The organism is Halobaculum sp. EA56 (assembly GCF_051195075.1).
Lineage (GTDB): Archaea > Halobacteriota > Halobacteria > Halobacteriales > Haloferacaceae > Halobaculum.
This window is the reverse complement of sequence record NZ_JBNTJX010000020.1, coordinates 17140-36091: the sequence shown is the minus strand read 5'-3', so window position 1 is coordinate 36091 and position 18952 is coordinate 17140. Positions and strand designations below refer to the sequence as shown.

General features: G+C 61.4%; 32 protein-coding genes. 18 read left to right on the top strand and 14 right to left on the bottom strand.

Features of this window, described 5'->3' with window-relative positions; all coding sequences use genetic code 11:
• Positions 1-141: 141 nt before the first annotated feature.
• The 7 genes from ACQUQ1_RS19730 to ACQUQ1_RS19700 all read right to left on the bottom strand — a co-directional run bounded on the left by ACQUQ1_RS19730 (position 142) and on the right by ACQUQ1_RS19700 (position 4069).
• Positions 142-1179: a tyrosine-type recombinase/integrase gene (locus tag ACQUQ1_RS19730; RefSeq protein WP_435065979.1), complete on the bottom strand. Its 1038-nt coding sequence runs from the start codon at positions 1177-1179 to the stop codon at positions 142-144.
• 280 nt (positions 1180-1459) lie between these two features.
• Positions 1460-1987 (bottom strand): hypothetical protein, encoded by a 528-nt coding sequence (locus tag ACQUQ1_RS19725; RefSeq protein WP_435065978.1) that lies wholly within the window; start codon positions 1985-1987, stop codon positions 1460-1462.
• Positions 1984-2802, bottom strand: a complete 819-nt coding sequence (locus tag ACQUQ1_RS19720; RefSeq protein WP_435065977.1) for a DNA polymerase sliding clamp — start codon at positions 2800-2802, stop codon at positions 1984-1986. Before ACQUQ1_RS19720 ends, ACQUQ1_RS19725 begins: the two co-directional genes overlap by 4 nt.
• A complete protein-coding gene (locus ACQUQ1_RS19715) occupies positions 2799-3002 on the bottom strand; it encodes a hypothetical protein (protein ID WP_435065976.1) in 204 nt (67 codons plus the stop codon). The genes ACQUQ1_RS19720 and ACQUQ1_RS19715 overlap by 4 nt, the downstream gene beginning before the upstream one ends.
• Positions 2995-3477, bottom strand: coding sequence for a hypothetical protein (locus tag ACQUQ1_RS19710; RefSeq protein WP_435065975.1), 483 nt, complete (start codon positions 3475-3477; stop codon positions 2995-2997). The genes ACQUQ1_RS19715 and ACQUQ1_RS19710 overlap by 8 nt, the downstream gene beginning before the upstream one ends.
• Positions 3474-3806: a hypothetical protein gene (locus ACQUQ1_RS19705; protein ID WP_435065974.1), complete on the bottom strand. Its 333-nt coding sequence runs from the start codon at positions 3804-3806 to the stop codon at positions 3474-3476. The genes ACQUQ1_RS19710 and ACQUQ1_RS19705 overlap by 4 nt, the downstream gene beginning before the upstream one ends.
• Positions 3803-4069 carry a hypothetical protein gene (locus ACQUQ1_RS19700; protein WP_435065973.1) on the bottom strand — a complete coding sequence of 89 codons (267 nt, stop codon included), beginning with the start codon at positions 4067-4069 and terminating at the stop codon, positions 3803-3805. Before ACQUQ1_RS19700 ends, ACQUQ1_RS19705 begins: the two co-directional genes overlap by 4 nt.
• 242 nt (positions 4070-4311) lie before the next feature.
• On the opposite strand from ACQUQ1_RS19700, the gene ACQUQ1_RS19695 reads away from it, so the two are divergent.
• Positions 4312-4593 carry a winged helix-turn-helix domain-containing protein gene (locus ACQUQ1_RS19695; protein ID WP_435065972.1) on the top strand — a complete coding sequence of 94 codons (282 nt, stop codon included), beginning with the start codon at positions 4312-4314 and terminating at the stop codon, positions 4591-4593.
• A gap of 141 nt (positions 4594-4734) precedes the next feature.
• Here ACQUQ1_RS19695 and ACQUQ1_RS19690 read toward each other — a convergent pair whose 3' ends face one another.
• The gene (locus ACQUQ1_RS19690) at positions 4735-4986 is read right to left on the bottom strand and encodes a hypothetical protein (RefSeq protein WP_435065971.1); all 252 of its coding nucleotides are present in this window, start codon (positions 4984-4986) and stop codon (positions 4735-4737) included.
• Between the two features lie 342 nt (positions 4987-5328).
• Here ACQUQ1_RS19690 and ACQUQ1_RS19685 point away from each other — a divergent pair, with 342 nt between their 5' ends.
• Complete coding sequence (locus ACQUQ1_RS19685) at positions 5329-6675, top strand: ATP-binding protein (RefSeq protein ID WP_435065970.1); 1347 nt, start codon at positions 5329-5331, stop codon at positions 6673-6675.
• Positions 6676-6736: 61 nt separating this feature from the next.
• Here ACQUQ1_RS19685 and ACQUQ1_RS19680 read toward each other — a convergent pair whose 3' ends face one another.
• Both ACQUQ1_RS19680 and ACQUQ1_RS19675 read right to left on the bottom strand, forming a co-directional pair.
• Positions 6737-7735 carry a Cdc6/Cdc18 family protein gene (locus tag ACQUQ1_RS19680; RefSeq protein WP_435065969.1) on the bottom strand — a complete coding sequence of 333 codons (999 nt, stop codon included), beginning with the start codon at positions 7733-7735 and terminating at the stop codon, positions 6737-6739.
• A 2-nt stretch (positions 7736-7737) separates the two neighbouring features.
• Positions 7738-8094, bottom strand: coding sequence for a hypothetical protein (locus ACQUQ1_RS19675; RefSeq protein ID WP_435065968.1), 357 nt, complete (start codon positions 8092-8094; stop codon positions 7738-7740).
• Between the two features lie 182 nt (positions 8095-8276).
• Here ACQUQ1_RS19675 and ACQUQ1_RS19670 point away from each other — a divergent pair, with 182 nt between their 5' ends.
• Together ACQUQ1_RS19670 and ACQUQ1_RS19665 are read left to right on the top strand one after the other, a co-directional pair.
• The gene (locus ACQUQ1_RS19670; protein WP_435065967.1) at positions 8277-9251 is read left to right on the top strand and encodes a hypothetical protein; all 975 of its coding nucleotides are present in this window, start codon (positions 8277-8279) and stop codon (positions 9249-9251) included.
• A 7-nt stretch (positions 9252-9258) separates the two neighbouring features.
• Positions 9259-9909 (top strand): hypothetical protein, encoded by a 651-nt coding sequence (locus tag ACQUQ1_RS19665; RefSeq protein ID WP_435065966.1) that lies wholly within the window; start codon positions 9259-9261, stop codon positions 9907-9909.
• Between the two features lie 22 nt (positions 9910-9931).
• Here ACQUQ1_RS19665 and ACQUQ1_RS19660 read toward each other — a convergent pair whose 3' ends face one another.
• Both ACQUQ1_RS19660 and ACQUQ1_RS19655 read right to left on the bottom strand, forming a co-directional pair.
• Positions 9932-10285 carry a hypothetical protein gene (locus tag ACQUQ1_RS19660; RefSeq protein ID WP_435065965.1) on the bottom strand — a complete coding sequence of 118 codons (354 nt, stop codon included), beginning with the start codon at positions 10283-10285 and terminating at the stop codon, positions 9932-9934.
• Positions 10286-10370: 85 nt separating this feature from the next.
• Positions 10371-11963, bottom strand: a complete 1593-nt coding sequence (locus ACQUQ1_RS19655; RefSeq protein ID WP_435065964.1) for a DUF4352 domain-containing protein — start codon at positions 11961-11963, stop codon at positions 10371-10373.
• 279 nt (positions 11964-12242) lie between these two features.
• Here ACQUQ1_RS19655 and ACQUQ1_RS19650 point away from each other — a divergent pair, with 279 nt between their 5' ends.
• Positions 12243-12371, top strand: coding sequence for a hypothetical protein (locus tag ACQUQ1_RS19650; RefSeq protein ID WP_435065963.1), 129 nt, complete (start codon positions 12243-12245; stop codon positions 12369-12371).
• Between the two features lies 1 nt (position 12372).
• Entirely contained in the window at positions 12373-12669 is a 297-nt protein-coding gene (locus ACQUQ1_RS19645) for a hypothetical protein (protein ID WP_435065962.1), read from the top strand.
• Between the two features lie 8 nt (positions 12670-12677).
• Here the strand turns inward: ACQUQ1_RS19645 and ACQUQ1_RS19640 are convergent, their stop codons facing one another.
• Positions 12678-13112, bottom strand: a complete 435-nt coding sequence (locus ACQUQ1_RS19640; RefSeq protein ID WP_435065961.1) for a hypothetical protein — start codon at positions 13110-13112, stop codon at positions 12678-12680.
• A 25-nt stretch (positions 13113-13137) separates the two neighbouring features.
• Complete coding sequence (locus tag ACQUQ1_RS19635; protein WP_435065960.1) at positions 13138-13404, bottom strand: hypothetical protein; 267 nt, start codon at positions 13402-13404, stop codon at positions 13138-13140.
• 143 nt (positions 13405-13547) lie between these two features.
• Between ACQUQ1_RS19635 and ACQUQ1_RS19630 the strand changes: the two genes are divergently transcribed.
• From ACQUQ1_RS19630 to ACQUQ1_RS19575, 12 genes are read left to right on the top strand one after another with little or no spacing between them, the layout of a single operon-like run.
• The gene (locus tag ACQUQ1_RS19630) at positions 13548-13706 is read left to right on the top strand and encodes a hypothetical protein (protein WP_435065959.1); all 159 of its coding nucleotides are present in this window, start codon (positions 13548-13550) and stop codon (positions 13704-13706) included.
• The gene (locus ACQUQ1_RS19625) at positions 13703-13930 is read left to right on the top strand and encodes a hypothetical protein (protein ID WP_435065958.1); all 228 of its coding nucleotides are present in this window, start codon (positions 13703-13705) and stop codon (positions 13928-13930) included. Before ACQUQ1_RS19630 ends, ACQUQ1_RS19625 begins: the two co-directional genes overlap by 4 nt.
• A complete protein-coding gene (locus ACQUQ1_RS19620; RefSeq protein ID WP_435065957.1) occupies positions 13927-14181 on the top strand; it encodes a hypothetical protein in 255 nt (84 codons plus the stop codon). The genes ACQUQ1_RS19625 and ACQUQ1_RS19620 overlap by 4 nt, the downstream gene beginning before the upstream one ends.
• Positions 14174-14452 carry a hypothetical protein gene (locus ACQUQ1_RS19615; RefSeq protein WP_435065956.1) on the top strand — a complete coding sequence of 93 codons (279 nt, stop codon included), beginning with the start codon at positions 14174-14176 and terminating at the stop codon, positions 14450-14452. The genes ACQUQ1_RS19620 and ACQUQ1_RS19615 overlap by 8 nt, the downstream gene beginning before the upstream one ends.
• Positions 14445-15956, top strand: a complete 1512-nt coding sequence (locus tag ACQUQ1_RS19610) for a hypothetical protein (RefSeq protein WP_435065955.1) — start codon at positions 14445-14447, stop codon at positions 15954-15956. Before ACQUQ1_RS19615 ends, ACQUQ1_RS19610 begins: the two co-directional genes overlap by 8 nt.
• Positions 15956-16393: a hypothetical protein gene (locus ACQUQ1_RS19605; protein ID WP_435065954.1), complete on the top strand. Its 438-nt coding sequence runs from the start codon at positions 15956-15958 to the stop codon at positions 16391-16393. The genes ACQUQ1_RS19610 and ACQUQ1_RS19605 overlap by 1 nt, the downstream gene beginning before the upstream one ends.
• Positions 16386-16946 carry a hypothetical protein gene (locus ACQUQ1_RS19600; RefSeq protein WP_435065953.1) on the top strand — a complete coding sequence of 187 codons (561 nt, stop codon included), beginning with the start codon at positions 16386-16388 and terminating at the stop codon, positions 16944-16946. Before ACQUQ1_RS19605 ends, ACQUQ1_RS19600 begins: the two co-directional genes overlap by 8 nt.
• A gap of 34 nt (positions 16947-16980) precedes the next feature.
• Positions 16981-17340, top strand: coding sequence for a hypothetical protein (locus ACQUQ1_RS19595; protein WP_435065952.1), 360 nt, complete (start codon positions 16981-16983; stop codon positions 17338-17340).
• The gene (locus ACQUQ1_RS19590; protein WP_435065951.1) at positions 17333-17938 is read left to right on the top strand and encodes a hypothetical protein; all 606 of its coding nucleotides are present in this window, start codon (positions 17333-17335) and stop codon (positions 17936-17938) included. The genes ACQUQ1_RS19595 and ACQUQ1_RS19590 overlap by 8 nt, the downstream gene beginning before the upstream one ends.
• Positions 17935-18237, top strand: a complete 303-nt coding sequence (locus ACQUQ1_RS19585; protein ID WP_435065950.1) for a hypothetical protein — start codon at positions 17935-17937, stop codon at positions 18235-18237. The genes ACQUQ1_RS19590 and ACQUQ1_RS19585 overlap by 4 nt, the downstream gene beginning before the upstream one ends.
• Before the next feature lie 46 nt (positions 18238-18283).
• Positions 18284-18742 carry a hypothetical protein gene (locus ACQUQ1_RS19580; protein WP_435065949.1) on the top strand — a complete coding sequence of 153 codons (459 nt, stop codon included), beginning with the start codon at positions 18284-18286 and terminating at the stop codon, positions 18740-18742.
• Complete coding sequence (locus ACQUQ1_RS19575; protein ID WP_435065948.1) at positions 18739-18945, top strand: hypothetical protein; 207 nt, start codon at positions 18739-18741, stop codon at positions 18943-18945. Before ACQUQ1_RS19580 ends, ACQUQ1_RS19575 begins: the two co-directional genes overlap by 4 nt.
• The last annotated feature ends 7 nt before the right edge of the window (positions 18946-18952 follow it).

The window sequence follows — 18952 nt, the reverse complement described above, 5'->3', positions numbered from 1 at the left end:
CGATTCCGTGTCAGTGCTGCTCTCGCGAGAAATCGGGGCCTTCGCGAGCACCCCGTATAGAAGTGGACTCGCTGGGAGAGCGGCGATACGACTCTCGTGCGGACTCCGAATCCGCGCGTCGTGCTGGTTCATTCGCGTGGTTTACTTCTCCTGCAGGTGCTCACGACGCACAGCCATCTTCTCGTCCGGCTGGCGCGCGTCGTAGTGCCGATACAGAACTTCGAGCGAGACGTTCGCCCGTTCCGAGACGACCTCCGGTGACACACCTCGATTCAGGTGATTCGTGATCGACCCACGCCGCCACCCGTGCGGCGACCGCGCCGACGGGCACTTCGACGGCGTGTTCGGCTTCCCGTACGCCTCGCAGCTCTCCGGCTCCCGATCGTGCGGACACTCCGCCCACCGGCACGGCTGGGTCCACCGATAACTGATGTCACGGAGCGTCGACAGGCTGGCACGACCGTTCCGCGTCGTGATCAGCGGCTCCCGATCGTACTCGTCGCGAACGCTCTCGCGATGAACGTCGATATATTCCTCAACGAGATCGAACAGCGTCTCACCGAGCCACACCCACCGCTCGCCGTCGCGACCGTTCTTCAACGGCGTATCCGACTCCGGTCGGTGCTTGACGACGACAGCGTGATCCTCCTCCCGGAGGTCTCCGAGATCGACACCCCGGAGCGCACCGAGCCGCATGCCGGTTTGCCACCAGACAGACAGCACGATATGCTCGCGAGTCGCCGTCCGGTATCGGTCGAGGTACGAGAGGATCTCGTCGGCGGTCTCCTCATCGACGAGCACGTCGCGAGCCTCGGCACCGTCCGCGACCTCGGGAGCGTGAACGCGTTCACGGAGCCCTGGCTCGACTGCATCGAGGTCCGCCCAGTAGTCGAGCGCGACCCGGATCGCCGAGAGTTCCTTCTGCAGCGAGATCGGCTTCACCCGCTGGCGCCGGTAGTGGACGTAGTCGGCAAGCATCCGCCCGGTCAGGTCGTTCAAGTCGTCGATCCCGTTCTCCCGACACCACGCGAGGAACTGTTCGAGCGTCGTCTGGTTGTTCTGAAACGTCGACTTCGCGACGCTCGGCTCGCGGTGGTCGAGGAACCGCTCGACGCCCTCCTCGGGCGACATCGAGACGAGGTGATCCCGGAGTCGCTGGTGCGACTGCTCCTCCCTCATGGCTCGCTCCGATCCCCGTCCCGGACGCCGGCGCTCCACGGCGTCGGCCCGTCGAACGTCGGATCGACCGATTCCGGTCGGTGCGGACACCGACCGGTAAACCCGTCACTCGACGGCTTCCCGCGGCGGACATGGCCGAACTCGGTCCCGTCGTCCCCGATCGTGACGCGGTGGCGGCACTCGCGACACCGGAGATTCCCCTTCCGGGAGGCTGGCGCGGGCTCGATCAGCAGGTGGTCGGGCACAGCGACCGGGTCGGTGGGGCCGCGTCGGACGGCGCTCACGCGTCTTCACCTCCGTCGGGGAGGTACCGGGTCGCGTTCGAAGGCGTCCGCTGGGAGCGGTTCGTGACGTTCCGGCCGCCGCGGCCGCTCACCGCCCGGTAGATGTCGCGGTGTTCGTCGACGGTCAACTCGTGATCGTAGTGAGCCGTCCAGTCGTCCACGTCGAGGCCGACAGCGATCGCCTTGCAGCTGCGAGCGTGGAACCCGTGCGTCCCGTACGTCCAGTCGGTCCGCTGCTGCAGCCGCCCGCGCTCGGCGTCCGTGAGGTCGGCCTGGCCGAACCGCTGTTCGTCCTCCTGGCGGTCCCGTTCGACGCGAGCCCGGACGCGCTCGACGTAGTACTCGGGCGTGTCCTCGACGAGCCACACCGTCCGGAACCGGAGATCGCGCTCGTCGTAGTGGCAGAACGCGCCGTAGTCCTCCCGGATCGACCGCGCCGTCTCGATCGACGGACACCGGATCTCGATCGCCTCGGGCGCCGGCCGTGGGATCGCAGCGCGGATGTCCATGGCTGCGGCGCTCATTTGGCTTCGATCCGAGGAGCGAGCATGTTCGCGACCGAGACGCCCTCGCCGATCTCGTAGTCGAACTTCACGGGATGCTCGGTGCCGTGTCGCAGCGTCACCTCCGCGTCCTTCGGGATCGGCTTGGTCATGTCGAGGAGGTAGTCCGTCGAGAACAGCGACTCGTGCTCCTCCGGGACCTGGCCCTTGATCAGGTCCTCGCGGCTGAACCGCTCGGACACGTCGTCGACATCGCCGTCGGCCTCCATCCGCCACTCGCGCGCGTCAGGGTCGCCGATGAACCGGACGTAATCCGACACCATGTCCGCGAGTTCGACGCCGCGGCGGAGCTGGCGCCCTTCGAGCGTGATCTTCGTCGCCAGATCCAGCTCGGGGATATCCGGCTCCTGGCGGATCGTCTCGGGGTCGATCAACGCGACACTCGCGTCGATCGTGTCGAACGCTACGTCGAGCTTCCGCGTCTCCTGGTCGAGCGAGAGCGACACGAGATCGCCCGGGTCGGCGAAATCGAGTAGCTCGCGGAACTTCCCGAGGGAGATCCCGAGTTGACCGCCGGCGTCCGCGACCTCGAACGACTCGAACGCCTCGGCATCGAGTCGCACCCGCGCCATGCCGATGTTCCCTGGGTCGACGACCTCGGCGCGGAAGCCCTCGTCCGTGAGGTTCAGCCGGAACTCCTCGACGATCGCGTCGATCGGGTCGAGGAAGTCGTTCAACACACGCGCCTGAATGATCGCCTCGAACGGCGCGTCGTCCTCGTCGGTCGTCGTCTCGTGCGTCTCGTCGTCGTGGTCGGTAGTCTCGGAAGTACTCATGCAGAACGTCCTCCGTCGGCCGCAACTCGCTCAGTCGCCGCTCGACACTCCTTCTCGGCCGCGATCTCGGCGGCCACGTCGCGGTACCAGTCCTTCGCGAACTCGACGCCGCCCTGCGAGTCGATCGCGATCGAGACCTCGAACGCGCGACGGGCCGCCTCACGCTCCTCGCGCAGCTCGGCGAGGTAGTCTTCAGGCACGCTCCGTCACCTCCGTCACGTCGAACTCGGCGTCACGAGCGTCCGCGAGCGTCGCGGCTGCCTGTTGAGCTTCCCTCGCTCGGTCGGCGTGGATCAGCCCGAGGATGTGGTCGTCAGTCTTGACGATCGCCAGCTTGCGGTTCGCAAGCGCCTCGATCTGCTCGTCGGTCAGGGTGACAACCCTAGCCTCCTTCCCGCCGTCGGCACTCGCATCGCCCATCGGCGTCCCTTTGCCGGCCGGCTCACCGACGTCCTCGACGTCGACGGTGCCGCCGTCGGTGTCGACGCTTCCGCCGCGATCGGCGTCGTCCTCGTCGGGCCCTTGGCAGTCGGGGCACAGGTGTCGGACCTTCGGGTAGTACTCGTCCTCGCGAGAGACGTCGATCCGCTCCGTCCGGCGAGTCGAAGTGTAGCGCCCGCACCCGAAACAGACGACCTCCTCGGGTTCGTGAGGCAGCCGCTCGCCGATCGTCACGCCTCCTCACCCCCGTTGTCGTCGACGAACAGGTCGTCGAGCGTCCCCTCGTCGTCGGTGTCGGTCGGTTCGACACCGAGGTCGGCGGTGTAGGTCTCGATCTCGTCCACGAGGAGATCGAGCGCCTCCTCGATCGAGTCCTTCGAGCGGATGGACCCGTGGCGCGTCGTGATCGACGAGACGAGGTTCTGGTAGATCGCATCGTCCTCTTTCAGCACCTCGATACCTTGCGCGAGCCGGCGGTACTTCGCGGCCTTCTGGAACGCCGCGGAGTTCAGCACCGCCTCGATCTCCTCCTCGGACAGCTCATCGACCGAGAAGTCGCTCACGCCGACTCACCTCCGACAGTCGCCACCTCGCACTTCTCACGCCCCGCGTCGGCGTCGGGCGTCGAGAGCAACTCGGCGACCTCCCGCAGCGTCACGCCGGTCACGTCGAGCCCGCAGGGAGTGAGCCGCGTCCGGCCCGGCCCGGCGCTCGCGATCCCGTGGTCAGCCAGCGCGCAGCCGCAGTCGGGACAGTCAGTCAGGTCGAGAATCGATCCGTCGTCTCGTGCGGGGCTTTGATGTGCCCCCGTAGCGTCGTCGTACATGGCTTTCGTGCCCTTGTCACGAAGGCCCACGCGGACCCGCTGCCACCAACAGCGGGGTCCGCATCGTTTTCCGGAGGGACCCATCGGCGAGCGACGGGTCCGCGAAGTGCCTTCGTCACCCACAGCCTTGTAGGTCTGCGCAATAAGTGTTACCCACAGATTTGCAGGTCTTAGATACAGATTAAGACGTGAGAAGTTGAACATGAAAATAGTAATGCCAGACCGCAAGAGTGGCGAATTCAATGAAGCCGCGGCTCCCCGATTGGATGACTCCCGTTGATCGGGACATCCTCGAACTCCTGAAGAACGAGGGGGGACGGGAGTTGGTGATGAATCCACGGCATATCGCTGAGAACACCGATTGGAGCCGCCCAACGGTCCGAGAACACGTCCGTACCCTGTTCGAGAACGGGATGCTCGAATACTACGACGAATCTGGATCAATCTACCAGCTGACCGAGCAGGCAAACGCTTTTCTTGAGGGACAGATCGCCGCCGACGAACTCGAAGACGAGGAGGAGTGATGTACGACCACCGCCTTCTGGTAGCGTACGCCGCTCTCCTCGTGATTGTCCTCGGGGCTTCCCTCGGGCTCCTGGCGATGGTGTTGTCGCTGTTCTGACTCGGTGAACCGCCTACCTCTCCCGACTCGCGCATCACGGTGATCACTCCGTGATCACGTCGAGGTGCAGTCCGAGCCGGCGCACGGTCGCCTCACACCAGGTCGGCATCCCGCCGGTTCCCTCGTAGATCGCCACGTCGTCGTCGGTCACGCGGAACCGTTCGTGCTCGTTCCCCCGCCGGAGCGTCAGCTCGACCTCGCTGGAGCGGAACTCGCCCTCATCGATACTGAATCGCACTTCCGGTGCATCATCATCGGAGTCCTGGCTCCCCAGGACACGATCGCTCGTCGACATCCGGACGATTCGAGCGCTGGGTGGTACTTGAAGCGCTGAGAGAACTGCACTTAATTACAAATCTATTCACAAGGAACGCCAGACTGCGGCGACCAACCGAACCATTTCCGGACAAAATTGCCCTAATTTCCGGGATATCCGGACACGAATTCTTCAAACCCGCTTACTTCCGGCAGACCAAATCCGATGATATATCCGAATTAATGAACTAAAGTCCGGATACGAATAAGCGATTACCTCGACTGTCCTGATACAATCGCTCGTCAGCGGCTTCTGTGAAATCTCTCTGCAATAGCTATTAAGTTGATGTACACTGATTAGAAATTACCTCTATGGTTAACCATGCAGAGAACTGAGTTGGAGCAACTGATCTCTGAGTACAGCGCCAGTGAGCAGGCTTGGTTGGATTACAAGTTACACTATCCGATCGACTCAGATGATGACGACGAAAAGAAAGCCGATTTTATAAAGGACATTTGTGCGATGGCGAACTCACATCATATAGAGCCAGACTCTTCTCTTGAATTCCTCAATAACAACACACGCTACATCGTTGTCGGGGTTGAGGACAATTCAGGAGATATAGCCGGTACTCAAGCCGACATCGGACCCTACACGAGTATTCTAGAGGTTGACTCGGCTACCCCCCAGAATACAATCACCGACTATCTTACGCCCAAGCCGAATGTCGAAATTCAAAAATTTCAGGAATCTGGTCCGCCCTTGGTTCTAATCTCGATTGAGATTTCTGATGATCCCCCTGTGACTGTGAACCGCCAACTCGATGATTATCTTGCGAGAGGTGATGTGTACGTCAGGGATGGTGATCGAAACAAGCCTGCGTACCGCTCAGACTACGTTCAATTTGTAGAGTACAAACTTGAACAAATGCGCGAATATATTACAGAGGGCATTATGAAGCTAGATCTCAATTCGCTTCACAATAAAGAAGGAAGGGTTGAACGTCCTCCTACAGATGAAGATGCTGTGCCATTCAGACCAAGTGATGAGGGACCAACAATCCAGAGCCGTTTACAAACGCCTGTTGAATTAGATTCTCTTCAACAGGAACTCTATGCAGACCTAACCAAGTGGAGAGAGCGGTCTAACTATCACTGTGGCTCTAATACATTATATGATTACTACATTAATGCACATGACTTAGATTTTGGAGTGGATGCACTCAAGTTCGCGGCGCAAAGTTCATGGAACAATCGTTTACCAGGGGGCTACTGGGTGTATCGAATGGAAGGTAATCACCTAGTGAACCTGATCTCGCGGACAAGCGTCTCAGAGCTCAATGCGTATTCAAAAATTGCTCTTGGTAGACTTCTCTCGCAGTGTTGTTCCAGAGAGACAATTGACGCTTTCATTGGTGCCGCTGATATGAACACGAATACCTACCAGAGCCATGGTTCCCGAATACAACGATTCGTCTCTGAAGATGGTCCTGATGAAGTTCTTGCTAGTACCGTGGGAGGCACAATAGACTTTGACACCAATGAGGTCAGCTCATTGAATCCAGACGAACTGCAGGAAGAGATTAGATCCACCGCCGAGGAAATTGTAAGTGGAAACAGTGATCGTAGCGGGCTTCGGAAACAGATTACTAATCTCGAAATTTTCCTGCTACAGGATTTTACCCTCAGTGATGAAACAGATGGCGAAATAAGATCTTTGCTCAATTAGAGTGAGCACTAAATGGCCGTAGAGGCTCTGTATGTAATGTATCCCGATGGGTTTGGGTAGGCTACTTTTTGGTCTCCCCTATTGAAAGATACCGCGTGCCCCGCCCGCTCCCCTTCTTCCGGATACACCCGTACCGAACGAGCACGTTCAGATACCGGCGGCGCTCCCGCGGTTCGGCGTCCGGGTACTCGACCTCGAACAGCTCCGCAAGTTCGTCCGCTCGAATCTCGCCGGCGTCGTCGATCATGTGCTTCAGCAGGCGGTGGGGCGTGTCAAGCCGCTCGATGTTGTACCGACGGATCGACTCCTGAGCCGGCTCCCGGACGTCGGCAACGAGGGCCGGCGTCACTCGCTCGTCCCGTGACCTGCCCTCGACGTACGCCTCGCGGAGGATCGAGATCGCCTCGCGGGCGTTTCCGGCGGCAGTGTCGGCGATCACTTCGAGCGTCCCGTCGGTGATTCCCGAGAGGTCGCCCGCCTCGATCCGCGATTCGAGGATATCGACGATCTCGTGCTGGGCGTATCGGTCGAGTTCGATATGCGGGCCGGTTCGGAGGCGCGAGGCGGTCGCAGAGTCGAGTCGTGCCGCGAACCGCTCGTACTCGTGCATGACGAAGATCGGTGTGACGCCCGAGGTCTCGAACAAGACGTGCGCGAGGTGCTCGTCCTCGATGTGCTCCGCTTCGTCGAGCGTGAGCACGACCGGCGAGTCGGCGTCCTCCAGCTGGGCGAGGAGTTCCGACGCGGCGTTCGCCTTCGGCGACGACCGCGATTTCAGTCCGGCGTCGACGAGCGCTTCTTCGAGGATCGCAGCTCGTGAGCGCGTTCGGAGGCAGTCGACGTGGGCGGTTTTCACTGCGGTCTCACGCCGGAGTTCCCGGACGGCGAACTGGGAGACGGCGGTCTTCCCGGCACCCGTCGGGCCGGAGAGACAGATCGGATAGGCGGGCCGGTCCGAGCGGATCGGATCGAGCGCGCTCGCGAGCTGGCGGAGTGTCGCGTCCCGATGGGGCATCCGCTCGGGAACGCTGTCGAGCTCGAGGACCCGCGGGACGGACACGGCTACTCCGCTCGCCATTTGTGTCGAGGGTGAACCCACGTCCACGAGTCGAGATCGGCCTCGTCGAGGTACTCGCCGCGACCGGAATACGGGATCTCGTCCGGGAACTCCTGCATGAGATTGTAGACGCCGTCCGCGTCAAACTCGACGTGCACGACGCGGTTCCACATGTAGTCCCAGTAGAGGGCGGTTTCACAGTCGTCGGTGAGGCCGAGCAGCTCGAAGCGGTCCCTGTCGGCGTTGGTGAGGTGGCGAGCCATCGCGACAGCCTCGCTCGGGGAGCGGTGTTCGGCGATCGTCCACGCGAGTTCGCCTTTCACATGGGTGAACGTCCCAGGGCTCTCGGTCGTTTCTGACATCGGTTCGTAGAGCGGCCTATCAGGTATTAGAGCCGAGCCATGGGCACGGTGGAAGTGAATCTACCCGGATGCGGGTGGGTTCTTTGAGTGGAAGTAAAAGCTGCCAGACCCAGTGGATTGAGATTCGTTTCACTTTCACTCCGGTCGAACAAGACTAAATAGGAAACACCCGCCAAGTCTAGATGCTCCCCATTAAGTCAGGCCGGGAGCTTCCAATCATGACGATATCCGCCAAGAAACTGAAGCGATGGACGAAATATGAAACCGCGGCAGTCACCAGTGCCAAAGACACTCACACCCACATCCGTGAACGTCTTGATTCAAACGATTCTCGCCTGAATAACAGAGGCGAGGCCCGTTTTGATACGATGCTCCAGGGGTCCTACGCAAACACCACCTTGGTCAGAGGGAGTGGTGACGTGGATATTCTGGTACGATTAGACAATCCATACAAAGGAGACTTGTCCAAACTCGGTACTCGAAAAACCCTCCATTACGAACGGACTGCCGAGTTTTATTCTGGAGAATACACTTTAGAAAAGTTCCAATCAGATGTTCTTGCTGAGTTGGAAGATACCTATGGCTCTGACGCAGTAGACCGCGGAAACAAAGCGATTGAAATTGACGCTTCTAAGTGTCAACTGAGTGCTGATGCTGACGTGGTGCCTTGTCAGCAGTATCGTAAATATACGAATTATAAAGGGGATCAACACGATCCTGCGATGTTTTACAGGGGTATCCGTTTCTTCCCCGCTGACAGTAACGATACTATTGTCAATTACCCTCAAAGGCACATTTCGAAGGGTGAAGAACTAAATGAAGATGCAAACGGAAACTACAAAGAGACTGTTCGAATCTTCAAGAACGCTCGAAACGCTCTAATTGACGAAGGGAGAGTCACGAAAGATGACGTACCGTCCTATTTTATCGAATGTTTACTCTCAAATGTTCCAGCCAGCAAATTCCACACCTCTGACTTAGTAGATCGATTTGGAGGAATTATCGCGTATCTCCAGAGAGAGGATGTTGATCTCAAAACTTTTTCCGTCCAACACGACTTAGAGAGCCTTTTTGGACGGTTTGACAAGACAAAGTGGGATCGTGAAAACGCCGAGCAGTATATTGACGAACTTGCCTGGCTGTACCACAATGGGTAGTTGACAAATGCACACCTATTCTACTGATACTGACCGCCGAGTGAAAGTGTCAGCCGCTCTGGGTATACTGAGCTTTCTCCTAACCGCGAACGTTGGATTTGTAACGGAGGCAATTGGCCAGTTTGTACCACTTGGGCTGGACCCGTCTGTCGTAACAACAGGGATGGTTTTTACTATTGTATTATATATATTTAGTAAAAAAGTTTGGTCATTGGGTTTATTGAATACGCTTGGCATCGTAACTGTCCCTGACTTGTCTGGAAGGTGGGAAGGTACTCTCACACCGATAGATTCTGCGACCGATTCAAATAAAGAATTAACATCTGATGAGGATGTACAAGTCGAAGTTAGAATCAAACAGACTTGGCGTCATATGCTAATCCAGCTCGAGACGGACAAATCGGTTTCTGAGAGCTTAGGAGCATCTTTTGTTACCGACAAGATTGATCCCAAGATCCACTACCACTATGAAAATTCGCCAAAGCCGGGGACATCTAACACAATGAGTCCGCATCGAGGGAGTGCAGAACTTACGTTCGTCCAAGCCTCGCGCGACCAGCTAAGGGGACGATATTACACTGGAGCTGACAGGCAAAGTTACGGGGAAATCAATTTACAAAGAACCAATTCGCGTAGATCTATTCTTGATTTAATTTAGTATTAAACCCTTGTCTATCAAGCTATTTTATAGAGTTTCCAGCAGCGTCACCAAAATAACCGCAATCATCACATCGAACGTGTGTGCGGATTTTCGCATTCATTTCCTCGGCATCTGAACTCCCTTTGGCTGCTCCGAGAACGCCACCGAAGAACGCTCCGGCAGGTCCGAAAATATAACCAATTGCTGCTCCCCCTGCCGCACCACCGATGAAATTTTTCCAGCCACTCCTAATTTCACCTCTCGCTTCAGACTCAACCTCTTTATCAGTCAGAATTCTTGTCGGGAATGCCTCGTCTGAGCCACACTCGGGGCAGACAATATCGTCACGATTCAAAGGAAAATCTTCGTCGATAGTTGGCCCTGCATCTGACATCGTCGAGGTACTAGAAATACGGATTCAATAAACTAACTGGACCTAACAAAATACCATTGCCACGAGAGAATAGGCCGAACGACGCTCAGACCGTCCACCGCGCGGCGAGGTCTGACTTCTCCGAACTCGTTCGGTTGAGCCCGCGTTCCCACCGGATCTCGGACGGCTGGTAATCCGACGGTACAGTCCAAACGATCCATCCGGTCCGCTCCGTACCCGGTGAGAACGAACCGGTCGCGACGTACTGGTTTCCGCTGACATCGCCGCTGATCTCCTCGCCCCAGGATTCGAACACGCCCGGAACTGTGATCCCCGACTCGATTCCGGCTGGCTGGAAGTTCGAAGCCGATGCGAGAGGGAGGTCGATATCGGAGTCGTTGCGGCTCGTCACTCGGAGCGCGAGGAACCGTTCGTCGGCTTCTCGACTCACTTCTGTGAATCCGTCTCCCCAGGCCGACTCCGTCTTGATCGTGTCGACGAGCTGTACATCGAGAACCCCTATTTCGAGCCCGGTCGGCGTCCGGTACCGCTTGCCGACCTCACGCGTCGGAATGAGGATCTCGACCGACTCCTCGGCGGAGGCCATGCCGCTCAAGGCGACCGTGAAGCTTTCAGCAGTCGCCAGCTGATCGGGGTGAGTGATCTCCAGGTCTGTGGTCGCTTCGCCCTCTCCCGGTACGTCGACAGTGATCTCCCGTGAGTTGCTGTCGTCGAAGAAATCCTCGCCTCCTGCTGTGACGAGGCCGTAGAATGTCCCCGATTCCGAGCCGCTATTGGTGACTGTGAGCGACACCGGCGCGGGCTCGTACCGCTCGACCGTCTGTGTCGCGATGAACTGCTTGACCTCGAACGACGGGACGGACGAGAGCCGTCCGGAGAGATCCCGTTCGGGCCGCCATACGACATCGACCGTGTCTCCCGAGTTCCTCCACCCGATTTCCACCGACGTCGCGTCACGTGGAACTTCAAACGGGATCCAGCCACTCCGAGTTATCCCCGCCGGAATGGTGTTGGAAACGTCGTCGTAGGGCCGTCCGGTACTCCGAGGGAGAGCAACATCCACGGTATCGATTTCCCGACCGTCGGATCTGAGGTTGAATACCGCGGTCGATGGGATCGACCGCTCCTCGGAACTGTCGTTCGAGACTTCGACCTCCGCAAAGAGGAACGAGTTGCCGTCTCGTGGCGAAAACACGTCGTCGGACGTGGTGTATGGACCGCTGACGACGAGGTCCTCGATCGATATAGAGAGCCCGTCCCGGGTCGTAAACGCTTCACCGACCGTCTGTTCCCGCGTCGTGACTCTGACGGTCTGTCGAGCGTCGTAATCGGTGATCCGGAAGACGTACTCACCAGTTCGGTCGACGCGAATTGGGCCGACTGTTGTCTCCCCGGTCTCCGTGATCTCGACATCTTCTATCGAGACGGAGGTGTCGACGGCGAGGGCACCCTCGCCGACGGTCAGAGTAGTGGTGAAGTCACCCGTTCGGCCGCCAGTGTTCTTCGCGCTGACCGTGAGTTCGAACTCCTCCCCGACGGCGACCTCGTCCGGGCCGTCGATCGTGACCTCCTCGAAGTAGGGTGGACCGGAACGAACGACGCCCCGAACCGTGTTGCACCCTGAAAGGCTGGCAATAGAAGATCCTCCGATGAGCGAGAGAACTTTTCTTCGATCCATATCCGGGCGTGAGCAACGTATCTAATCAAACCATCGTCATGAGTTCCGAGTAGCCCCGAGGATCGGGGTTTCGACGCGACCCCGTGGGGTCGCGAGAACGCAACCACCGATCCCCGAAACTGAACATCGATCGCGACCGTCGACGCGCCGCGGTGTTCAGTTTTGCTCGCGATCGAACCCGATCACGCCGCGCCCCGACTCACGGCGCACGGGCCGTTTATATACGATCCCGAAGTCACTCACTCGCGAGCCCCACCGAACGAGGGCACCTGTTCAGATATGAGCGACAATCACCCCGATCCACGGCTCACATTCGTCGACGAACACCGCGACCTGACTGCTGGCGACGCGGGCCTGTACGATCCCGACGCGTTTCTCGTTCGCCTCGAGTCGACCGGAGGTGAGTGACATGGCCGACTCACTCCGCCTCGACCTCACCGTCCGTAGCCGAGAATCGCTCCTCGACGACCTCGAAGCCGCGACCGGCGAGCCGACGAAGGCCCGGCGCGTCGACACGGCGATGCGCGCCTACGGGAAGCTCGTCGGCGGGACCGCGGTGCAACCCGGGCCGGGCGTGCTCGACGAGCTGCTCCGTGCGGCCGACGAGCAGGGATCGCTTCGCGCCGAGGAGATCGCCGAGATCCTCGACATCGAGGAACTGCCGCTGCAGTTCGAGCCCGCCACGTGGTCGGTGGGGGAGAGGTAACCAACGATTCAGCTATCGTCCTCTCCAATAGAGTCAGAAACTTCGGATTTCAGCCGTCTTGCGTCCTCAGAAATAGATTCTATATGATCGGCATCATTTGAGCTACCGGATACGTGATTTCTCGTCCCGTAATGACGCTTGTACCAGTAGATGTCTTCGTAGGCGTCTTCGACGCTGTCGCTCAGTTCGATAGGCGCCTTTGAGAGGTGGGATTCGAGCAGAGGAAGCACATCGATGTACGTGTAGAGCGGGAGGCGAATCTCCTCGTCAGCCGGATCATCCGGCAAGTCGGTAATAAGACGGTCACAGAGCCGGTCGAGACGAGACTTCCACTGTCTCTCTTTACGCTGCTGCTGTAGATGGAGTGCGTATTTCTGAGTCAATATCCCAACAACGCCCGCGATAACGGCGCCAAGTAACTGACCGAGAAGAAATCTGCTCATAGCTACTGGTGTAGCCGATAATAAATCAATCCGCCGTCCGCGGCTGTCCGAACGCGTCCTGCTGCATGATGCGTTGCGCGGCGAGCCGCTCGACGACCTCGGTCTCCTCGGCGTCGGGGACCTGCGCGTCGTCGACGAGCCGAACCAGGTACACGCGCTCGCCGAGCCGGTCGACCACGACGGGCTGATCGCCCGGGATCGAGCCGTCGTCGGCGAGTATCCCGTCGCGGCCGAGCCCGTCCTTCGGGAGTGCGACGAGTCCACTGCCGCCGTTTGCCTGCAGTTTACGCATACATTGGCTGTCCTGACCCTCCGGGATAAATGGCCCGTGCGGAGGGAGTCTCTGTACAGATTCTCGCTATTTCGCGGAGGTACTAGTACGGGGGTCAGGTGGGGGGTCGTATCGGCCGGACGGGTAGGCCGGTCGACACAAGCATGGAACCGGACATCCCGCCGCCCCGTGCGGGCGGCACCGACGGCGGTTTTCAGGAGCATCGCATCAAGCGGGCGCGAGAGCCCGGACTCGATCTCACGGTCGGCGACGTAGCACGCGTCGACGAGCAGCTCGGCGACCTCGTCGGGAGGCGGGCGTGAGCCTGCTCGCGGCGCTCGCTGAGAGTGTCGAAACAATCCTCTCGGCTGTCGACGACGCGCTCGATCAGCTCGAGGAGGAGAAGGCGGTCGTGGAGCAGAATACACCGCCGATCACGCCGGTCGCGAAGGCGATCGAGACGTGGCCGACGGAGCCGCAGCACGACCGCGATCCGGTCCAGCAGCCGTTTCAGGGGCACCCGAAGCCGCTGGGAGGCGACCTGTGAGCGACGACTGCTCGTGGCCGGGCTGTACGTTCGAGCCGTCCGAGACGGTCGCGGATCCTCCTGGTGAGGAGCCGCGCGTCCTCGACGACGGCGAGACGGCCGACCCGGGCGTCGTGACTGGCGGCTTCTGCCCGACTCACGCCGACCGCGTCCTCGAGGACCACGAGTGGGGCGTCGACGAGCTACCCGAGTTCGTCGACTCCGACGTCGAGTGGATCTCTGGATCCTCGACGGAGGTCGCCGATGACTGACCCGTCTCAGCGCGAGCGCAGGGAGGCGCTGCTGGCGTTCTGCTTCGGCATCGTCGCGTCGTTCGTGGCGGTCCACGAGGCGCTGCTGGCGCCGCCGGTCGTGACGCTCCTCGAGGGCGTCGTTATCCTCGTGGCAGCGTCGGCGGCGACGGTCGCGTTCGTCGACTTCGGGATCACAGCACGACGAGTACGGCGTAGCCGGCCGGAAACCGGCTCACACGACGACATGAACGAGATCACACAGTCGACGGGAGGTATCGCAGATGAGTAACAGGCGGAAGCGGTTCGGTGCGGTGTTCTTCGCGGCGATTCTCGTGGCTTCGGCGCTCATCGGAGCCGCGGGAACCGTCGTGGCGGACGGGACGGACTCGACGGTGGACCCGCACTCGGCGCCGGGCACCCAGATCGAGATCGCGGCGTCGGACCTCAGCTGGGACGACCCGCTGTCGTTCGAGGATAACGACGGGGACGTCGTCACGCCGGACGTGCGGCTGAACGAGTCGGCGGACAACCCGTTCCACTACACGTTCACCGACTTCCAGTTCGCTGATGCGGGCAAGTTCCCGCACGGCGAGTCGGCGAACGTGACGAACGCCTCGGAGTGGACGTCGACGGGCAACATCACGGTCTCGGACACGACGACCGCACCGGGCGTCGAGGGCGTCCAGTTCTCGACGGACGGCTCGCGCGGGACCGGTGACACCGAGACCGCGACGTTCTCCGCGCCGTCGGAGACCTCGGACCCGCTGAAGCGGCAGATGCAGATCGCCGTGGACGTGTCGACGCTGGACACGGGCGCGACGGTCCAGGTCCGCGCGGTCGACGGTGACGGCGACTACATCTACTCGGAGATCAACACGTCGCGCTCGAGCGGCGAGGACCTGATCGCGAACGCGACGGGCGAGGGCTACGTGTTCCAGCGCCAGCTGGGCGAGCTGAAGGACGACGGGAACCTCGTGACCGCCGGCGACGGTGCGCTCGACGGCATCGAGACCATCGAGGTCGTCGTGATGGACGGCGACTTCACGGGCTCGGTGTCGGCGATGAACTTCGACCGGACGAGCAAGTGGACGCTCGGGGTCGAGAAGGTCGACGTTGACGACGACGACGCACTCGAGGAGGAGGCGATCTACGAGGTCGGCGCGGGCGAGCAGGGCATGATCTCGATCATGTCGCGCTCCTCGATCGGCTTCGACTCCGGTGTCATCCACGGCCTGCGGGTGGACGTGATCAAGGACCTCTCGGAGGATCCGCAGTCGATCCCGCTCAACGACGTCCACACACAATTCAACCAGACCGACAACCGTCCGGGCTACTTTGGCACGGCGACGCTGATCGTGCCGACGGGCTACGTCTCGGGCTACGACGTGAGCTGGTACAACCTCGGGCTCAACGTGACGCAGAACTACCTCGAGTCGCGGTACCTCGAGGTCTCCTACGCGGAAGGTGTGGGCTCGTCGACGGAGCCGACAGAGGTCGACGACTCCTCGTGGACGGACTACACGGACTCGTTCAGTTCGCAGGGGTCGGAGGTGCAGATCGACTCGACGATCCAGCCGGGCGAGACGAGCTACCTCAAGTTCCGCCTGCAGCTGCAGGAGGGCGAGTTCTCGTTCGCGAAGAACTTCTTCAGCACGGGCGGCGCGACGGGCAAGGGCCCCGGTGACCGCGGTGGCGGGCTCGGATCGCTGCCGATCATCGGCGGGATCTTCACGCTCCTCGCAGGGTTCGTCGCCTACGCGAAGGGGATGATCCCGTTCGTCGGAGGTGCGTGATGTCCGACGGCACTGTCACGGTCCGCCAGCACGGTCGTGAGGCCGAGGTCGACGCGCCGTCGCTGGGGACCGACAACGTCGACGTCGACCTCGACGCGGACCGGGTGGAGGTCCCGGCGCGGATGGACGTCTCGTTCGCGGAGGCGAACGACGACGAGACCGCGGACGACGAAGACGACGATGCTCGCACTGACGGCGGCGCGGTCGAGCAGGACAGGGTCCGTCTCCGCGGGAGTGCGCTCAGTCAAGAGCACGTCCCGTTCCTTCTGTTCTTCGCGCCGCTGGCGGCCGTGGCCGGTGTTTGGGCGCTCGCGAACGACGGGGGTGTCGCCGCAGCCCTCGCGGCGACCGGCCTCGGCGCGTACCTGACGTGGTTCGCGTGGCGCGACTACATCGTCCGGCGCGCGACCGGTCGGGAGGTCTTCGTCGATGAGTAGCGCGGTCGCACTGCCGGCCGGCGAGACGGTTGTCGGGCTCGCGCTGCTGAAGCTCGCGCTGCTGGCTCCGGTCCTGGGCCAGACTGGCTCGGGGTACACGCCAGACGGGATCGGCGAGATCGTGAGCCGCATCAAGAACCTCGCGACGATCCCGTCGGACAAGCTGGATACCGTGCTGTTCACGGCGTTCATGACGCCGATCATCCAGTTCTTCCTCAAGGCCGGGGAAGCGATCGGCGTCGTCTTCGACACGGTTATCGTGCCGATGAAGGCGCTGATCGACGGCACGGGCCAGTTGATCCTCGCGCTTGTGGGCGGAGCGGCCGGGATCATCGGCGCGGGGGCGGAGTCGACTGCCGAGTCGTTGCTGACGGGCGTGTGGTCCGCGCTGGGCCCGCTGAACTACGCGCTCGCGATCGCGTCGGTTCTCGGTGGACTGTTACTCATGTATCAGTTCCTGCAGGAGCCGGAGACGCCGAACTGGATCGGTGGTCTGATCAGCGCGGTGCCGGATCTGCCGGGCCCGCTGGGGACCGCCGAGGAGGAGGAGTAGATGCACGACCGCGTCGGTACCGGGGGTGGTCCTCGTGGCCGATAGCGGTCGCTTCAGTCAGTTCACAGGCGAGGACGGGATCGTCATCGAGATCGACCGCGTGCTCACGGTTATCGTCGCGCTGCTGTCGACGCAGTGGTTCGGCTCGATAGCCCAGCTGTTCACGACGGTGTTCGACACGTGGCTGATCTCGCCGCTGTCCGGCCTCGTCGAGTTTAGCTCGGCGCTCGTGACGAAGCTGTTCGCGGGCCAGGTCGGGAACGTCGACCGCGCGGTCGCGGACTTCATCAGCTGGATGGGGGCGCTCCCTGACATCCTCGGGTTCGTGATCGCCGTCGCGGCAGTGCTCGGACTCGCGTACCTCGTCGTGCTGGCGGGTGATGCGAGTGGCTGAGCTATCGCGCGGGACCGGTGGCGGCGGTGGCGGGAGCAGCTCCGACGACCCGTCATCTGGCGACGGCCCGATCGAGCAGGGAGCGAAGGCCGCACGCGCGGTCGTCGACACGCTGTTCAACCGGGCCACGAGCGCCGCGAGTCAGCTCAAGAACTTCAAGAACGACCCGGCGCGATACATCTTCGCGCGGATCACGGAGTACATCCTGACGTTCGTGTTCGCGCTGGTGTTCGGCGTCGTCGAGTTGATCGAGTCGTTCTTCGACCGGATAATCGGCGTCATCGGCTTCACCGCTGGCGAGACGTTCGCTCCGATCGGAGATGCTGGGGCGTACATCCTCAGGACGGTCGACGACTTGAACAACTGGGTCGCGACGTCGCTCGTCGGCGCAGGGCTCCCTGACTCACTGGGCGTGTTCGTCGTCTTCGGACTCTACCTGCTCGAGCTGGCGTTGATCGCCCGGTCGATCCCGCCGCTGCTGCTGGCGGGCTCGGACCTCCTGGGGTCGATCCCGGTGGTCGGGTCGATCCTCGACGCGGGGCTGACGTTCGTCCTCGAGTTCATCGAGATCGACACGGCGTGGGGTGGTGACGCGTGAGCATCCGCTCGGTGCTCGCCCGCGCCGAGTCGAAGGCGCTCGCGTTCGTCGGAGGCGTCGCGCTCCTGCTGAAGCCGGCAGCGGCCGCGGCGGCGTTGGGGGCGTTCTGGGGGAACCTGGGCGCGTTCTTCGGCGTGACGTCGCTCGTCGGCTTCGCGATCGCTCCGGAGGTATCGCAGATCCCGACCACGGAGGCGGCGATCGTCGCCCTCGCGGTCGGCGTACTGTACGCGCTGAAGCGCGGAATCAGGCTCGCACGGACGTACTGGGCGAGCTACAAAGAGAACCTCAACTCATGACACACACAGACGAGAGACGTGGAACAGACGGAGGTGAGCCGCTCCCATGCCCGTCGAGATGTTGACGGATCTCGCCGGGGCGGCGTGGGCGCTCCTCGCAAGTAACGCACTGACGGCCTTCGGCCTACTCGGACTCGGGATGCTGGCGTACTGGGTCTTCGACGAGCTTGAGGAGGCCGAGGACAAGGCGGAGCTGATCGAGCGGACGGGTGAGCGGGCGAACCAGACCGTCGGCGACATCGGCGGTTCGGGGCGCGCACTCTTGCTCGTCGGCGGCTCGACGGGCGCGATGCTGGCGTCCGAGCTCGCGGCGACACTGGCGCTGTTCGAGGGCCTGCCGTTCCTCCTCGGACACCTGGTGTTCGGGATCCTGACGTTCGCCGGGCTCGGCGGGTACATCCCGCTGACGGTGTACGAGCTGGGGCTGGCGTTCGTCGCGATCACGGTGACGTCCTCGCTGGCACTGATCCGCTACCGGTCGACGGGAGGGGCCTCCAGCGCATGAGCCTGCGCGACGTCTGGGGTGGCCTGAAGGCGCTGCTCGTCGGAGTCATCGCCTTCTTCGCGGCTGGCGCGTTCGCGGGGGCGATGCTTGGGTTCGGGAGCGGCGCCGTCGGGGTGGAACTCCCGCGCCTCGTCGTCCTCGGGGTCAGTCTCGTGGCGTCGCTGCTGGGGGCTGGGTGGTCCGTCCAGGAGGTCAGCGCCTGATGCGGGC

Coding starts and splice junctions, on each gene's coding strand:
- ACQUQ1_RS19575 (WP_435065948.1), top strand. CDS start 18,739: ATGAGCCTGCGCGACGTCTGGGGTGGCCTGAAGGCGCTGCTCGTCGGA.
- ACQUQ1_RS19730 (WP_435065979.1), bottom strand. CDS start 1,179: ATGAGGGAGGAGCAGTCGCACCAGCGACTCCGGGATCACCTCGTCTCG.
- ACQUQ1_RS19640 (WP_435065961.1), bottom strand. CDS start 13,112: ATGAGCAGATTTCTTCTCGGTCAGTTACTTGGCGCCGTTATCGCGGGC.
- ACQUQ1_RS19580 (WP_435065949.1), top strand. CDS start 18,284: ATGCCCGTCGAGATGTTGACGGATCTCGCCGGGGCGGCGTGGGCGCTC.
- ACQUQ1_RS19630 (WP_435065959.1), top strand. CDS start 13,548: ATGGAACCGGACATCCCGCCGCCCCGTGCGGGCGGCACCGACGGCGGT.
- ACQUQ1_RS19695 (WP_435065972.1), top strand. CDS start 4,312: ATGAAGCCGCGGCTCCCCGATTGGATGACTCCCGTTGATCGGGACATC.
- ACQUQ1_RS19675 (WP_435065968.1), bottom strand. CDS start 8,094: ATGTCAGAAACGACCGAGAGCCCTGGGACGTTCACCCATGTGAAAGGC.
- ACQUQ1_RS19700 (WP_435065973.1), bottom strand. CDS start 4,069: ATGTACGACGACGCTACGGGGGCACATCAAAGCCCCGCACGAGACGAC.
- ACQUQ1_RS19605 (WP_435065954.1), top strand. CDS start 15,956: ATGTCCGACGGCACTGTCACGGTCCGCCAGCACGGTCGTGAGGCCGAG.
- ACQUQ1_RS19615 (WP_435065956.1), top strand. CDS start 14,174: ATGACTGACCCGTCTCAGCGCGAGCGCAGGGAGGCGCTGCTGGCGTTC.
- ACQUQ1_RS19660 (WP_435065965.1), bottom strand. CDS start 10,285: ATGTCAGATGCAGGGCCAACTATCGACGAAGATTTTCCTTTGAATCGT.
- ACQUQ1_RS19685 (WP_435065970.1), top strand. CDS start 5,329: ATGCAGAGAACTGAGTTGGAGCAACTGATCTCTGAGTACAGCGCCAGT.
- ACQUQ1_RS19725 (WP_435065978.1), bottom strand. CDS start 1,987: ATGAGCGCCGCAGCCATGGACATCCGCGCTGCGATCCCACGGCCGGCG.
- ACQUQ1_RS19690 (WP_435065971.1), bottom strand. CDS start 4,986: ATGTCGACGAGCGATCGTGTCCTGGGGAGCCAGGACTCCGATGATGAT.
- ACQUQ1_RS19655 (WP_435065964.1), bottom strand. CDS start 11,963: ATGGATCGAAGAAAAGTTCTCTCGCTCATCGGAGGATCTTCTATTGCC.
- ACQUQ1_RS19670 (WP_435065967.1), top strand. CDS start 8,277: ATGCTCCCCATTAAGTCAGGCCGGGAGCTTCCAATCATGACGATATCC.
- ACQUQ1_RS19635 (WP_435065960.1), bottom strand. CDS start 13,404: ATGCGTAAACTGCAGGCAAACGGCGGCAGTGGACTCGTCGCACTCCCG.
- ACQUQ1_RS19600 (WP_435065953.1), top strand. CDS start 16,386: ATGAGTAGCGCGGTCGCACTGCCGGCCGGCGAGACGGTTGTCGGGCTC.
- ACQUQ1_RS19665 (WP_435065966.1), top strand. CDS start 9,259: ATGCACACCTATTCTACTGATACTGACCGCCGAGTGAAAGTGTCAGCC.
- ACQUQ1_RS19650 (WP_435065963.1), top strand. CDS start 12,243: ATGAGCGACAATCACCCCGATCCACGGCTCACATTCGTCGACGAACAC.
- ACQUQ1_RS19645 (WP_435065962.1), top strand. CDS start 12,373: ATGGCCGACTCACTCCGCCTCGACCTCACCGTCCGTAGCCGAGAATCG.
- ACQUQ1_RS19610 (WP_435065955.1), top strand. CDS start 14,445: ATGAGTAACAGGCGGAAGCGGTTCGGTGCGGTGTTCTTCGCGGCGATT.
- ACQUQ1_RS19720 (WP_435065977.1), bottom strand. CDS start 2,802: ATGAGTACTTCCGAGACTACCGACCACGACGACGAGACGCACGAGACG.